The organism is Oceanidesulfovibrio marinus (assembly GCF_013085545.1).
In the GTDB taxonomy this organism is placed as follows: domain Bacteria; phylum Desulfobacterota; class Desulfovibrionia; order Desulfovibrionales; family Desulfovibrionaceae; genus Oceanidesulfovibrio; species Oceanidesulfovibrio marinus.
On record NZ_CP039543.1, the window covers coordinates 1,833,471 to 1,847,782 of the forward strand.

A 14,312-nucleotide genomic window follows, 5' to 3' on the forward strand; every position below is an offset into this window, starting at 1 on the left:
CAATAAGACGCGCGGGGCGGTCTGAACCGGCAGTGAAGGCGCTACGAGAGAATGCGGGTGGGCATTCCAAAACGAACAAGCCCGGCCTCCGTGGAGGTCCGGGCTTTTCATGCAGGGAGAAGCTTCCGCGCCGTGGGCGTCAGTCTACGAGGTAGAGCGCCACGGGCAGGGTCACGAAGGCTATCACGGTCTGGGCGGTGATGATGGAAGCCATGAGATCTTCGTCGCCGCCGAGCTGCCGCGCCAGGATGTAGCAGGAGACGGCCGTAGGCAGGGACGCGAAGAGCACGGCAACCACGTCCGCCGGGGTGGGCACGTTGTACAGCCTACAGGCCAGGATGGTGACGGCCGGCAGCAGCATGAGCTTAAGCGACGCGGCCAGGAGAATGCGGTATTTCTGCGGCGCGATGTGGCGGAAGTTGAGCCCGGCGCCCACGGTGAGCAGGCCGACGGGCAAGGCCGCGCGTCCCAGCAGGTGGAGCATTTCGTAAAGCGCATCCGGAAGCTGGATGTGCGTGTAGTTGAGCGCGAAGCCGCCGACACTGCCCAGGATCAACGGGTTCTTGGCCAGGGCCGCGAGTATGGCGCGCAGCGAGGAGATGTTGCCGGCTCCATAATGCGAGACCACGGGCACGGACAGAAAGTTCACCAGAGGGATGGTCGCTACCAGCGCCACAGCGGACAGCGTGACGCCCGGACTGCCGGCCATGGCCGACGCAGCCGCGATGCCCACGTACGTGTTCATGCGGATGGAGCCCTGGAAGATGGAGGAGAACGCCGGCCCCGGCATGCGGAAGCGCGATTGCAGAAAAAGCGCGATACCGGAGACCGCGACCACGCCGGTTATCATGGCGCCGGCCATGGTCAGGGCGGGCTGTTCGCCGAACGAGGCCGTGGAGAGGTTGGACAACAAAAGCGCCGGGAAGAAGATGTAGTAGGTCGCCTTCTCGGCCTGGGGCCAGAAGCTGAGCTCTACGACGCCGGTGCGGCGGAAGACGTAGCCAACGAGTATGAGCAGGAAGATTGGGAGGAGAACGTTCACGGGGCGGTGCTATACCACGGGGACCCACGCGCGGCAATCGGCGCTCGGCCGGTTATTCGATGCGCGCGGATTCCTCCTGAATGGATTTCGCCCAGGTAAGCGCCTCGGCATAGGAGTTGGCCACGGTCATGGGGTCGAGCTGGAGCGTTTCGATGATCTCGTCGATGTTGTCCCAGTCGCCGCGCTCGAAAAGCTTGGCCATATCCAGCCAAGCGCTCAGCTCGTTGTCCTTGCCGCTCAGGGCGTCGATAATCTTCTCGTCCAGGGGCAGGTTCTCGGCGATCTCCTCGAAGGGGATGTCCAGCAGGGCCTCCAGCAGGGAGAACAGACCGAGCAGGTAGAGGCTGTCCGGTTTGGGAGCCATGCGGTCGTGGTTCATGGCCGCGCGCTCCAGGAACTTGCCGCGGATGGTTGAGAGATACGGCAGCTCGGAGGTCTTCTCCTCCGGCGTGATGTCCGAAAGGAAGATGAGCCACAGCCAGCTTTTGACCTGCTTGAGCCCCAGCAGCACCAGGGCCTGCTTGATGGACTCCACCTTGCGGGACAGGCTGAACGCCGCGGAGTTGATGAGCGCCAGGAGCCGGTAGCTGATTGAGACGTCGGCTTCGATGATGGAAGCGAGCTCGTCGAACTCCGGGTTTTCCTTTTCCAGCGCCCGGAAGAGCATGAGCCGCGAGATCTGGTTGGAGGAGAGCTTGCGGCCGGGCACGATCTCCGGTTTTTCGAAGAAGAAGCCCTGGAACAGGGTGAAACCGAGTTCCCTGGCCAGGCTGAAGTGGGTGAGATCCTCCACCCGCTTGGCCGCGAGCACGCATTGGTGGGGCTTGACCGCATCCACGAGGTTCTGGATGCGCTCACCATCACCGTCCAGCACGTCCACGAACACGATGTCCGCCAGCTTGAGCAGCACCTCGGACTCCGGAGCGCCGGAGTAGTCGTTGAGGGCTATCTGGTAGTCGTCCGCCTTGAGCTCCATCAGCGTCTTGAGAACCTCGCGGTTCTTGGAGATGGACTCGTTGACCGCGATGACCGTGGTCTCAACTGGAAGCGCCAGGGGAATTTTGCGGAGCAAGGGCTCTTCGGTAAATGTGATGAACAGCTTTTTCCGGGCCTTCTCTTCCTTGGGCATGTTCATGATCGCGTTTGCGATCACGGTGAGCGTGGCGATATCCTTGTCTTCGAAATGCGCCGTGGTAGCATCGGAGCTGTGGCGATACAGAAGAGCATATCCGCGGGGCTCCTTCTTCTTGTCGAAGATGGGTTGCCTCGCGAAAAACGTGTCGATGTATACCGCATCGGATTTGGCGTCTGCCATTCGTTTCCTCGTTGGTATGGCGCTTCTCGTCTCGGGATGACAAGGATTTAAAACAACCAGGGGTTGCATGCAAGCTGCGGAAGACATACATACAGCAACGGGCGTGGTCTACTCAACCCCGAACACGGCCGAAATTGCGTATGTGCCAACGGGATTTCGTCTTCCGCCGGTTCTATACCCGTTTTGCATACACTATCCGGCCCGGGAACGCCCTGGAAAATTGTTCTCCGCCCCCCTTGGCTTCTTTCTGACAAGGAGCTATCTTCCTTGAAGAAATACTTGTGGGGAGATTTGGATTCACGACGCCCCTGTTGGGGGCGCAACATCTGTGCACCTTCTTGGATCGCCCGAGGACGATGACTCAGCAACCCAACAATCCTTCCGCCTTCAGCTCCAGCGTTGGCAACTCGCGCATGGCTCGCGCCGTGCAGCGGAAATCCGGCCTCAAGCTCGCCGAGTACTTGCGCCACCAGGGGAAGCTCAAGGAAAATGAGCTGATGGAGTACGTCTCCAACCAGCTCCAGATAGACAAGTACGACCCCAAAACCTACCCGTTCGAGCAGAGCCTCTCGCGGATCATCGATCCGGAGACAGCCCGCAAGCACGGCATCTGCGCCATCAAGGAAAAAGGCGGCCTCGTCTATGTGGCCACCTCGGACCCGCTGAACGTCTCCCTGCTGGATACCCTGGAGAAGAGCCTCAAGCTGGATCTGGAGCCAGTCTACTGCCCCAAAGGCGACCTCGACGAGCTCATCTACCAGTACTACGGCAAAGCTGCCGCCCTGGGGGACATGCAGTCCGCCATCGACGAGCTCGAAGTCGAGGAAGGCGAAGAAGAGCAGATCGTCGACATCTCCATGGCTGCGCTGGAAGACGCGCCCGTGGTCAAGCTCGTCAACCAGATCCTCTACCAGGCCGTCAACGAAGGGGCGAGCGACATCCACATCAGCCCTCAGCGCGACCGCGTGCAGCTCCGCTTCCGCGTGGACGGCATCCTCCGCGAGTACCCGGCACCGCCCAAGTCCATATTCATGCAGGTCATCTCGCGCATGAAGCTCATTTCCAACATGGACATTTCGGTGACGCGCGTGCCGCAGGACGGCCGCTTCTCCTTCAACGTCCAGACGCGCGAGGTCAACGTCCGCGCATCCGCCCTGCCTACCATCTACGGCGAGAACATGGTTCTGCGTCTGCTCATCCGCAAACGCGGCACCCTGCAGCTGGAAGAGCTGGGCATGACTGAAGAAGACATGCAGCGCATTGAGGAGGCCACATCCAAATCGTACGGCATGATCCTGGCGACCGGCCCCACGGGTTCCGGTAAAACCACGCTGCTCTACTCCCTGCTGCACCGCATCGACAAGCCGGAAATCAATATCATCACCCTGGAAGACCCGGTGGAGCACCGCGTGGACACCATCCGCCAGGTGCAGCTCAACCGCAAGGCCGGCATGACCTTCGCCTCGGGTCTGCGCTCCATCCTGCGCCAGGACCCCGACGTCCTGATGGTCGGTGAGATTCGCGACCACGAGACCGCGCAGATTGCGGTGGAGTCCGCCATGACCGGTCACCGCCTGCTCTCCACCGTACATACCAACGACGCCGCCGGCGCCGTGACGCGCTTCATCGATATGGGCATCGAACCCTTCCTGGTGGCCTCCACCCTGCTGTGCGTCGTGGGCCAGCGGCTCATGCGGCGCAACTGCCAGGAGTGCCTGGAGGAGTACCAACCGCCCCAGAAGTACGTGGATGCGCTCAAGCTCAAACGTGAGGTAAAATTCTTCCGCGGCCGCGGCTGCCCCAAGTGCCGCGATTCCGGCTACTCCGGCCGGACCGGCGTCTACGAGGTGCTCAACATCGACGAGCAGATTCAGGAACTGATCATCAAGCGCGTCTCTTCCCGTGATATCGCCCGCGCCGCCCAGGCCTCCAAGAAGTTCCGGCCCATGCGCCAGGACGCGCTGAACAAGGTGCTCAAGGGCATCACCACCCTCGAAGAAGCCGCACCCCTGATCTTCATGTAGGACCCCGGCAGCGCAGCTGCGCCGGCGTGCCTCGGCACGCAAGATCTGGTTGCAACCATGAGGCGGCTTATCCCGCCCTCTCTATCTGCGTGTCCCCTCCTAGCGGGACACCTCCTGCATATCACCCCCCTCGCCCAAATCAGATTGCCGAGGCGCAGCGTCGGGTTCGACACAAAAAAGACGGCCTCGCGATGCAATCGCGAAGCCGCCTCTTTTTGGATCGTGTGTCGTGTTCAGACTAGGCGTTCAGCTTCTTCTCCTGCGGGAAGAGCGGCAGGTACCGGTAGGAGAGGCTGATGATCAGCGCCCCGTATGCCAGCACCAGGAAGGACGGCGCCCACTCGGCCTGGTTCGGAATGTACAGCTGCCACTTGTCGAACGGCATGACCGGATGCGCCAGGGTCTGCACGGTGAAGACGTAGCGGTTGATGGTCACGCCGATGCAGTCCAGGATACCGGCGGTGTACAGCAGCGACGGCGTGTTGCGGATGGACGGCACGAGCAGCATGATCATGGGCAGCAGACCGCAGAGGCCGATCTCGGCCCAGAGCAGCCACTGGCCGTAGATGCCGTGGAACATCTCGTCAAAGGTCAGGCCGACGCTGGGCAGGTAGCCGGTGGCCCAGGCCCAGGTGTCGATGATCTTGAAGAACATGTAGACGGCGAGCATGGTGCCCGCGATCTTGCCCATCAAGGCCTTGACGCGGAACTCCACCAGCTTGCGGCCGGACACCTTCTCGATCAGGGCCGCGATAAGCATGGTCAGCGCCGGACCGGAAGCCACGGCGGACAGGACAAACAGGAAGAAGGTCCACGGCCAGATGAAGAAGCCCTCGCGGAAGGCGAACGGACGGCTGAAGAGCACGCCATACATGCCGCCCAGGGAGCCCTGGTGGAAGAAGGAGAGGAACGCGCCGATGCCGGCAAAAAGCGGCATGAGTACGTGGAAGTTATGCGACAGCTTGTGGATGAAAGGAATCTTGTCCAGCTGCCGATTTTCCAGAACCAGCGGTATGAACTCGATGGCCAGCACCATGAGGTAGCACGTGATGCAGAACATCACCTCGACCAGCATGGAGTGGACGTTGGCGTGCCAGAAGCCGAACCACGATCTCAGCGGCTGGCCTACGTCGAGCCCCAGGACGATCATGGCGCCGGAGTAGCAGATGAAGCCGATGACCACCGCGAGGTTCACGATGTTTTTCAGCGGATCGATGTTCAGGATGTAGCGCAGCAGGCCAGTGAAGAAGGCGCCGGCGCCAAGCGCGATGACCGCGAGGTCGAACGTGATCCAGAGACCGAATCCGAAGTAGTTGTCCAGAGCGGTGACGCCCAGACCTTCGTAGAAGATGATTCCCATCCAGATGCCGCCCCAGGCCAGGAAGAGGCCGATAATTGCCAGCCAGAGCAGGAATTTCGGCAAGGAGCAGCGGGGCAGCCCCTCATTGAGAAGTGGGTAATCCGTGGGCTTAGCCATGACCATGACCCCCTACGACCTGGAATTCACCAGTCTTTTCTTCGTCCAGGTAGTGATCGCCCAAGCGGCGGACCCATTCGCGCCGGCTCAGGTAATATACCTGCGGTTCCATTCCCAAACGTTCCAGCAGCCGGAAGGCGTACTTGCTCTTGGAGAGCTCGTGCACCGTATGCTCGGGGTTCTTCAGATCGCCGAAGTGGATCGCGCCGTTGGGGCACGCTTCCGTACAGGCGGTCTGATACTCGCCCTGCTCCAGCGCGTAGGGATCGCGGCCCTCGACGCGGGCCTTGTCCTTGGCGTGCTGCCAGCGGTGGTGGCAGAAGGTGCACTTCTCGACCACGCCGCGAGGACGCGTGGAGACATCGGGAGACAGGGTCTTCTCCATGCCCTCGGGCCAGACCGGGTCGAACCAGTTGAAGTAACGGGCGTGGTACGGGCAGGCGGCCATGCAGTACCGGCAGCCGAAGCAGCGCGGGTAGATCTGGCTGACGATGCCGCCTTCTTCGTCCTTCTTGGTCACCGTGGCGGGGCAGACAGGCACGCACGCCGGGTTTCCGCATTGCTGGCAGGGACGGGGCAGATACGCGACATCGTGGTCCGGGAAAGGCTTCCCGTTGGAAAGCTCGTACACCAGAAGCCATGACAGGGTCCGGAGCTTGTTCGTGGCATCTTTGGTGATGGGCACGTTGTTCTCCGCCTGACAGGATACCATACACGCACCGCAGCCCGTGCACTTGTCCAGGTCGATGACCATCCCCCAGACAATATCGAACTCTTTTTTGGAGCTCATGACGGTTGTTCCTTATGACTTGCAGTTAGGCGCGCTTCAGATCGACAGCCTGACCGGTCCACACCGCGGCACCAGTGCCCGGCTCGGAGCTGACTGTAAAGAGTGCGCTCACATTCTCACCCTTACCGCGGGTGTACTCATCGAAAGCGGTGTGTCCGAAGTTCTTCGGCATGGCGACAACGCCGTCCATGACACCTTCGAAGATGTTCACCTTGACCGTAACGGAACCGGCGTCGCTCGCCAGCGTGACCACGTCGTCCTGCCCCAACCCCTTGCTCTTGGCGGTGTTGGAGTTCATGTGGACGAAGAGGTAGTCGGAAGCGAGCTCGTCGTCGCGGATGGTCTTCAGGTTGAAGGGCGGGATACCGCAGGCAGCTGTTCCGTAATTGAGCTTCATCACGGGGCAGAGGGTGAGGTCGGCGGCCTCGACAACTGCGGCGGCTTTGGCCAGAGCGTCCGGGTCCACGCTGATGCCGTAGGCGGAGGCCGTAGAGTCGCTCACGTAGGTGGCGCCCTTGGTCAGGTCGCCCCAGTTGGCGCCCATGGCCTTGGCCTTGGCCTGGAGAACCTTCAGATACGAATCAAAGCCAAGGTCCTTGCCGAGCTTCGCGGAGAGTCCGAGCAGGAAGTCACCCGGGTGCTTTGCTTCGACAAGCGTGGGGATGACGGGCATCGCCAGGGCGTAGAGAACCTTGCTGCAGCCGAACGGCGAGGCCACGTCGTCGATCATTTCAAAGGAGTGCGGTACCGGCAGGATGAGGTCGCTCACCAGGGCCGTCTCGGTCAGGTACGTGGAGAAGCAGACCTTGAAGGAGACGCCGTTGAAGGCTTCCTTGGCATTCACGGAACCGGGGAGCGCGTAGACCGGGTTGGCCTGATAGGTAATCAGCACCTCGGGGGCGTCGCCGCCCAGGAACCCGGCAACATAGCCGGCCGCGTCCTTGGCGAGCATGTCGCCGCGGCCCATGGCGCCCTTGACCACGGTCTTGGGGTACGGAAGCGCGCGGAAGTTGCCCAGGAGCATGTTGCAGGCGATGCCTGCGGCCGCTGCGGCCGGGCTGCCGCCTTCGTTGCCTTCGGCGCCCACAACCACCAGGGGTTTCTTGGCGGAGGCAAGGCCCTTGGCGATTTCCTGCAGGGCGTCGGGCTTGACGCCGGCGACCTCGGCCACCTTTTCCGGCGTGTACTGCGCCGCCAGTGAGGCGAAGCCGGAAAGGCCGGGGGCGGAAGCGCCCTGCTTGATGAGCAGGTTGGCGATGCCGAGCGCGAGGGCTGCCTGCGCGCCGGGGCGCATGGGCACCCATTTGTCGGCGCCGGCTGCGGTGTTGGTCTGGAAAGCGCCGGCGTAGACCCAGGTGGAGGCAGGATCCTCACCATGGGGGCGCTTGCCGGCAAAGCCGCGGCGGTTGGCTATCACCGGGCCCCAGGACTCGAGCACATCCGCGCCGATGGCCAGCACGTAGTCGGCGTTGTCGAAGTCATAGGCCGGCTGTCCGTCGCCGCCCATCTGGCCGTTGTACGCCTGGGCCTCGGGCTGCGCGGAGTCGGGCATGAAGCAGCAGTTCTCGGAGCCGAAGCCGGCGGCAAAGGCGGAGAGCACCTCGTTCATGGTGCCGTTCATGTCGCCGGAAATCACTCCGACGCCGCCGGTGGCGTTGCCCAGCTTCTCGGAGAGGATAGCTTCCGCCTCGTTCCAGGAGACGGCGACGTAGGTGCCGTCAGCGGACTTGCGCAACGGACGGCGCACCCGCGCCGGGCTGTAGAGGAGCTCGCCCTCGGCGGCTGCCAGGGAGCTGATCTTGCCGCCGGAAAGCGGAGAGTCGGGGTTGCCGACGGGGCGCACGGGACGGCCGTTGACAGTGCGCACCAGCATGCCGACGTTGGACGGACAGAGCTTGCTGACCGTGGGCTTATAGTCGTTCTTTCCCGGCATGTTCCGGGGAATCCACGACCAGTTCTGGGTCCAGATGGAAATATCGTCGGTGAGTTTCCAGGGGATGGGCGTAAGCGTGGTGCCCACAGCACCACCGACGATGAACTTAATGGCGTCTCTTCTATCGATTCCCATGGCTCGCACCCTTCCCTATTTATGGCAGCTGAAACAGGCCTGGGCCTTGGGGGACCCGGTCATTTCATAATGTTCGGGCAAGGTGTGGCACTTCTCACACTGCCACATCTTCATGGTGTCCTTGCTGTAACCGGTGATGCGATCCTGCTTGAGCACTGGCGGGGTGTCCGTCTCCGCCACGTTGGGGTGGCATCCGCCAAACGAGCAGAGCTGCGCTTCGGTAAGGTCATGACACTGTCCGCAGTTGTCCATGCTGTGCGCAGCGTGTGAGAAGAAGACGTTGTCGGGCTGGTACTGATACACCTTCCAGTCGACTTCTTTGTTCAGCTCCACATAGTCACGGACAAAGGAGACCTCGTCCTCGCTCCAGTCCATGGCTTCCATGTGACATTCGGCGCATTCTTGTGTCGTGGGCAAACCATGATACGAGCCGTCTTCACGATAGTAGTGACAGCTCGAACACTCCATTCCCACATTCTCGATGTGCACCTTGTGACTGAAGCTGATCGGTTGGGGCTCTTTTGAAAAGAGCGCGTCCGGAAAAACCCACCAGCCTACAACGAGAGCCAGAGCAAGGCCAAACAGAAACGGCACTGCCCCGACGATGGGATTTCTGGAGCTGGCTTCGGCATTCACCTGGCTTTGCTTGTGTGCCTCCATAACCCTTCCGCCTTTTGAGGTAATGTATGTAAGACTTGCGACTGACCCGCGCACTACTTACCCTTGAGCATTCCAGAGTGTCAAGGTGAATTATTTCACGAACCCAGTGCACAGATCGCCGTCACAGGCCGTCGTTACTGATATTTGGCAGCACACACCTGTGACACATCGCTCGGCTGAAGAGCCCCTCCTCCCTGCCGTGTTGTCTAAAAAAATAGACTGCGCAAGCACATCAGGCGGCGGTTTGTCCCCTTTTCTCGGAATCCCCCCCTCACGGGATTCGGTATTGGCGTCCGCCCTATCTTCCTCCTTGGCGCCATCACGCGCCTCAATCCTCGCAACGGTTGTTACGTTCGTCTCAATCAGGCCTTGACGTATTCGAACGGCGAATCGAACTCAGCCAGGGTGGGCAGCTCGCGATCCTTGGCCGAGAGCACCGGATCGTCCGCGGGCCAGTCAATGGCGAGGTCCGGGTCGTTCCAGATGATGCCCCCGTCCAGCTTGGGCGCATAGTAGTTGTCCACCTTATATTGGAACTCGGTGTCGGGTTCGAGCGTTACATAGCCGTGCGCAAAGCCGCGCGGCACGAGGAACTGGAGGAAGTTCTCGGCGGAGAGCGTGACTCCGACCCATTTTCCGTAGGTCGGCGAACCCTTGCGCAGGTCCACGGCCACATCGTAAACCGCGCCGCGCGTCACGCGTACGAGCTTGGCCTGGTCCGCGGGCGGCCGCTGGAAATGCAGACCGCGCAGCACGTTCGAGGCGGATTTGGCGTGATTGTCCTGGATGAAGTCGTACTGGAGTCCGTAGGAGGTGAGGACTTCCTTATTATATGTTTCCAAGAAGAAGCCGCGCTCGTCCTGAAAGACCTTGGGTTCAAAAATGACGAGGTCGGGGATGTCCGTTTCGATAAGACGCATATCGTTTATCCTTCGCGTTTTGGATAATTCGGTTAGCAGAATGTATTACCGGGTCCGTTCTGCAATACCCAAACCGCGGGCCGTTGAAAAGTGTTATGGCCCGGTTACGAGGATAAACGCCGCCCCCACGATTATCAGGCTGATGACGCGCAACAGCTGGTTGTAGACCATCAGACGCAGCGCCAGGCGCGGCTTGAAGATGCCCGCGTAGTACGGGAATTGATGCCGGAAAGCGCGCATGGGCGAGGAAATGATGTTACCGACCAGCAGGGCGACAACGATCTGATTGACCGTCAACGAGCCGGCCTGCATGAGCGAACCGGCAGCGGCCAGCCCGGCCGTGAACTCCGCCGCCACATGGAAGACCACGATGGACATGGCAGCCGGCGGCAGGAAAGACAGCCCTTTCACGTACTCGGCCATGAATCCTTCGAGCATATCGAAGAGGCCGAGGTTTTTGGCGATATACACGGCGATGTAGATGGGTACGGTTATGGTCGCGATCTTCCATATCCGCTTTTTGAAACGCCGCCAGGCCTTGCGCATCGCGGACTTCCAGCTCCGCGCCCTGTCCTCCTCCAGTCGGCAGATCACGCAGCCCTCCGGCAGCGGCGGCAGCAGAATCCTGCCTAGAAGGATGGTGGCCGCCGTGCGCACCACGGCCGATGCGACGGTGAGTCCCACATAGATCACGGCGGCGCTGCCGATGAATGGCAGCGTGATGAAGAAGACCGTGGGCAGATGGAGGAAATACGTAGGCAGGCTGTTGAAAAGATTGGCGAGAACGAGCTCTTTTCTGGTCAGGTTGCCCTGATCGTAGTGCTCGGCCAGCATGGAGTTGGCCGCTACGCCGGAAAAGAAGGCCATGGAAAAGCTCGCGCCGGTGATGTCCTTCATGTGGCCCATGCGTATCAGCGGTTGGGCAAGACGGGACATGGCGCGGGTCCAGTTGAGCGCCTCGATGACGTTGGCCACGAACAGGCCCAGGGAAACAAAGGCGAGCAGCCGGACCAGAGGCCAGCCGAGCCCGCTCCAGAGCGATCCTAAATCCATGCGATCCTCGCGCGCCCACGGCGCATCATGCTATTCTTGCCCGGCGAAATACTTGGCCCGAGTCCTGGCGAGCCCCCGGAAAAGCTCGACACTCTACCCCAAGTCGTCCGCTCAATAAAGTGGCCCCGTTCCCCTTTGGTGCATTTCCCGGAATTCCGTTGACCGCGAATCGCCAGGGCTGATATGATCAAGATATGTTTACAACTTTTTGTCGAACCCGCGTAGCGTGGCGCCCCCTCTCCGCTCCCTTTCTACGCACCTGCCGCGTGTTGCTGCTGCTGGTTTTCGCAGGGTTCATCACCCTGCCCGCCCGCGCCCAGGCGCCTGCCCCACTGCCGCAGGATATGCAGGCCCATCTGGCGCGGCACAAGGCGCTGCAAACCGCCATGGACGAGGCGCGGAGCAGCCTGGAGTCGTACGCCGAGGCCGACCCGGCCGAACAGGGCGTGGTCAACTACTTCCTCATGCAGCTCGACCTCATGGAAGCCCTGGCCCAAAATGCCTTTGATCTCAGCTTCTTGTACTATGATCGGGTTCTCGTCTCACAGAAGGCGGGCAACATTCTGGCCGGCTACCTTGGGCAGCGGCTCACCCTGCTGGCGGACGGATTGTTCGAGACCACGCGCTCCTTCCGCGAGCGGCTGGACGCCGTTCCCGCACTGCGCGCCATGCCTGCCATAGCTGGTGTGCTGCCTGCGGCCATAGAGTTCACCAACGCCACGGGCGTGCATGCCGAGGACATCCTCTCCCACGTCAAATAGCCGGGAGCATGCCCAGCTTTCTGGACATTTGCCAAGCACAATCTACACAGAACAGCTCGTTATTCCAGGGAAAGAAGGCTTCGCGGTCCACGCGCGCAACCGAACGCCCGCCCGCAGCGGGGCAGCTTGTGAGGTCGCCGACCGGGTGGGGGCTCTCCGCGGCTAGTGGATGGACTCCGGAATGGAGATGGCCGGGTTCAGCGCCCTGGCGCGATCCGCATCCTGGCTCGCCGCCGCGGCGTCACCCAGCTTGAGGTAGACGTAAGCCCGGTTCGCGTACGCTTCGGCATAGGAGCTGTCGAGCTTGATGGCGCGGGTGTAGCTGTCCACCGCCTCGTTCCAGCGAGACATCGCGCTCAGGGTGTTGCCCCTGTCGTAGTAGACGTGCGCGTCGTCCGGCTTCAGCGCCAGGTGGGCGTCGTACTCCTCCAAGGCTTCCTCGTAGCGGCCGAGCATGTGCAGGCTGGCCCCTTTCTTGAAGTGCGCACGGGGATGCTCCGGCTCCAGCACGAGGACGTTGTCGTACGAGGCCACGGCCCGTTCGTACTCGCCGGCGTTGAAGTGCTCGTTGCCGCGTTGGTACATGAAGATGACCGGGTCTTCGGCCGCCAGCCGGTCCAGCTGGCGCTCTTCGGCGTCGCCCACGTACGGCGTGTGCGGTTCCGGCAGCGGTTCCTGCTCGTGATAATCCACTGCGTCCGCAGGGTCTTCGCCGGCCATGTTTTCCGAGAACTCGTGGAACATGTCCAGGTTGGGCAGGTGCACGTCCTTGCCTTCAAGCAGGGAGCAGCCGCCAAGCAGCACGAAAAGCAGGATGGGCAGAAGAAGAGCCGCAACGCGGCTCCCGAAGAATGACGACAATGTCGAGGATGGGGAGAGGGTAAGCTTCACAAGAACCACCGGGCGTCCCTGACGGACAACGCATTTCCGGACGTAAAAGGCAAAACGGGGTACACCGCATTCTTTCCTGTCATGGAAATCTTAAGCCACATAACCGATTACCTCGCGTTGCAACCTTTCCCCTTGCCCTCCTTTTATAACCCGGCCAGCCGGACAAGGTCAAACGGCAGCGCGCAATCAGCTTACTCTTCCCACGATTGCAGCGCAGCGTCCACCATCCCGGCATCTATTTCCAAAACCCGTGTGCCATTCTCGCCGTCTCGCAGGGCTCCGGAGTCAAAGGGGTCGAACTCCAGGTCCATAATCACCCGGCTGAACACCTCGCGCAACGCACGCGCGCCAAGGCGCGTATTGTCGGCTGCCTGGCTCACAACCAGGTCCACGGCCTCGTCCGTTATCCGGAGGTCGATGTCCATAGTCTTGAAGTACGTCCGCGACTGGTTGAACGGCGAGTCCTTGGAATGGAGCAGGATGCGTTGCAGCGTCTCCCGGCCCAGGTCATCGAGCATGGCGATGGAGCCAAACCGCGAGAGAAACTGCGGCGCCATCCCATAGTAGAAGAGGTCCGACATCTTGAGATAGTCGCGCAGCGTGAAGAGGATGGTGGACTTCATGCCGCTCGTTTTGTCGTAGACGCGCACTTCCTTGAGCCGGCGCTCGTCCTCCTTGTTGTCCACACGGGCATAGACCTGATCGTAGAGCTCCTCGAAGGCGCCGCCGCAGACAAAGAGGATGTTGCGCGTATTGATGGGCAGCTTGGCGTATCGCTCTGCACCCTGTGCGTGCACCCGGGCCCGATAGAGAAAGCGCTCGCCCTCGATGAAGGTCAGCAGCGCCTGCTGCAAGCGCATGCCGGTCACGTCCGACTTGCCTGCAATTTTGCCGGATATCTTGTCGATCTCATCCAGACAGACCGTGGCGTTCTCCATGAGGACCTGCACGTCCCTGGGCGCGCGCTTCTCCCCGAGCATGGCCGCGACGCGGTTCTCCAGGCTCCGGAACACGGCAAACGTGTCCACATCGCCGGCCTCGTCCAGAAGGGTCCGTGCGTTCATGATCGTCATGGCGCGGAACTCGGCCAGTGACTCGTGCGCGGCGTAGAACTCCTCGATGGCCTGCATGATCGTGGTCTTGCCGGTGCCGCTGTTGCCGATCATCAGGATGCGCGCGCCGCCGATGTGGTTGATGTGCTTGTATATGGCCACGGAGATGGCGCGCAGGGCCGCCTCCTGCCCGAGAACGCGAGCAGCCAGATGCTCGTAGATGTTGTTCGGCATCAGTGATGCGATCATGGTAGTCACA

General features: G+C 61.4%; 12 protein-coding genes. 2 read left to right on the plus strand and 10 right to left on the minus strand.

What is annotated here, in order from left to right; all coding sequences use genetic code 11:
* Nucleotides 1-139 precede the first annotated feature (139 nt).
* Together E8L03_RS08265 and E8L03_RS08270 are read right to left on the minus strand one after the other, a co-directional pair.
* On the minus strand, nucleotides 140-1,042 hold the full coding sequence (locus E8L03_RS08265; protein ID WP_144233704.1) for an AEC family transporter: 903 nt from the start codon (nucleotides 1,040-1,042) through the stop codon (nucleotides 140-142).
* 52 nt (nucleotides 1,043-1,094) lie between these two features.
* Nucleotides 1,095-2,357, minus strand: a complete 1,263-nt coding sequence (locus E8L03_RS08270; protein ID WP_167512307.1) for an EAL and HDOD domain-containing protein — start codon at nucleotides 2,355-2,357, stop codon at nucleotides 1,095-1,097.
* Between the two features lie 356 nt (nucleotides 2,358-2,713).
* Between E8L03_RS08270 and E8L03_RS08275 the strand changes: the two genes are divergently transcribed.
* Nucleotides 2,714-4,381 carry a GspE/PulE family protein gene (locus E8L03_RS08275; RefSeq protein ID WP_144233702.1) on the plus strand — a complete coding sequence of 556 codons (1,668 nt, stop codon included), beginning with the start codon at nucleotides 2,714-2,716 and terminating at the stop codon, nucleotides 4,379-4,381.
* Nucleotides 4,382-4,619: 238 nt separating this feature from the next.
* On the opposite strand, the gene qrcD is transcribed toward E8L03_RS08275, so the two are convergent.
* From qrcD to E8L03_RS08305, 6 genes are all read right to left on the minus strand, one after another.
* Nucleotides 4,620-5,858, minus strand: a complete 1,239-nt coding sequence (qrcD, locus tag E8L03_RS08280) for a menaquinone reductase integral membrane subunit QrcD (protein ID WP_235896480.1) — start codon at nucleotides 5,856-5,858, stop codon at nucleotides 4,620-4,622.
* Nucleotides 5,851-6,648, minus strand: a complete 798-nt coding sequence (gene qrcC, locus E8L03_RS08285) for a menaquinone reductase iron-sulfur cluster-binding subunit QrcC (RefSeq protein WP_171267065.1) — start codon at nucleotides 6,646-6,648, stop codon at nucleotides 5,851-5,853. Before qrcC ends, qrcD begins: the two co-directional genes overlap by 8 nt.
* A 25-nt stretch (nucleotides 6,649-6,673) precedes the next feature.
* Complete coding sequence (qrcB, locus tag E8L03_RS08290; RefSeq protein WP_171267066.1) at nucleotides 6,674-8,716, minus strand: menaquinone reductase molybdopterin-binding-like subunit QrcB; 2,043 nt, start codon at nucleotides 8,714-8,716, stop codon at nucleotides 6,674-6,676.
* A 15-nt stretch (nucleotides 8,717-8,731) separates the two neighbouring features.
* A complete protein-coding gene (qrcA, locus tag E8L03_RS08295) occupies nucleotides 8,732-9,376 on the minus strand; it encodes a menaquinone reductase multiheme cytochrome c subunit QrcA (RefSeq protein ID WP_144233698.1) in 645 nt (214 codons plus the stop codon).
* A gap of 362 nt (nucleotides 9,377-9,738) precedes the next feature.
* On the minus strand, nucleotides 9,739-10,296 hold the full coding sequence (gene rfbC, locus E8L03_RS08300) for a dTDP-4-dehydrorhamnose 3,5-epimerase (RefSeq protein WP_144233696.1): 558 nt from the start codon (nucleotides 10,294-10,296) through the stop codon (nucleotides 9,739-9,741).
* Nucleotides 10,297-10,389: 93 nt separating this feature from the next.
* On the minus strand, nucleotides 10,390-11,349 hold the full coding sequence (locus E8L03_RS08305; protein WP_171267067.1) for a hypothetical protein: 960 nt from the start codon (nucleotides 11,347-11,349) through the stop codon (nucleotides 10,390-10,392).
* Nucleotides 11,350-11,615: 266 nt separating this feature from the next.
* Here E8L03_RS08305 and E8L03_RS08310 point away from each other — a divergent pair, with 266 nt between their 5' ends.
* Nucleotides 11,616-12,110 (plus strand): hypothetical protein, encoded by a 495-nt coding sequence (locus E8L03_RS08310; protein WP_171267068.1) that lies wholly within the window; start codon nucleotides 11,616-11,618, stop codon nucleotides 12,108-12,110.
* A 162-nt stretch (nucleotides 12,111-12,272) separates the two neighbouring features.
* Here the strand turns inward: E8L03_RS08310 and E8L03_RS08315 are convergent, their stop codons facing one another.
* Nucleotides 12,273-13,001, minus strand: coding sequence for a tetratricopeptide repeat protein (locus E8L03_RS08315; RefSeq protein WP_171267069.1), 729 nt, complete (start codon nucleotides 12,999-13,001; stop codon nucleotides 12,273-12,275).
* Nucleotides 13,002-13,192: 191 nt separating this feature from the next.
* A complete protein-coding gene (locus E8L03_RS08320; protein WP_167512306.1) occupies nucleotides 13,193-14,302 on the minus strand; it encodes an AAA family ATPase in 1,110 nt (369 codons plus the stop codon).
* Nucleotides 14,303-14,312 lie beyond the last annotated feature (10 nt).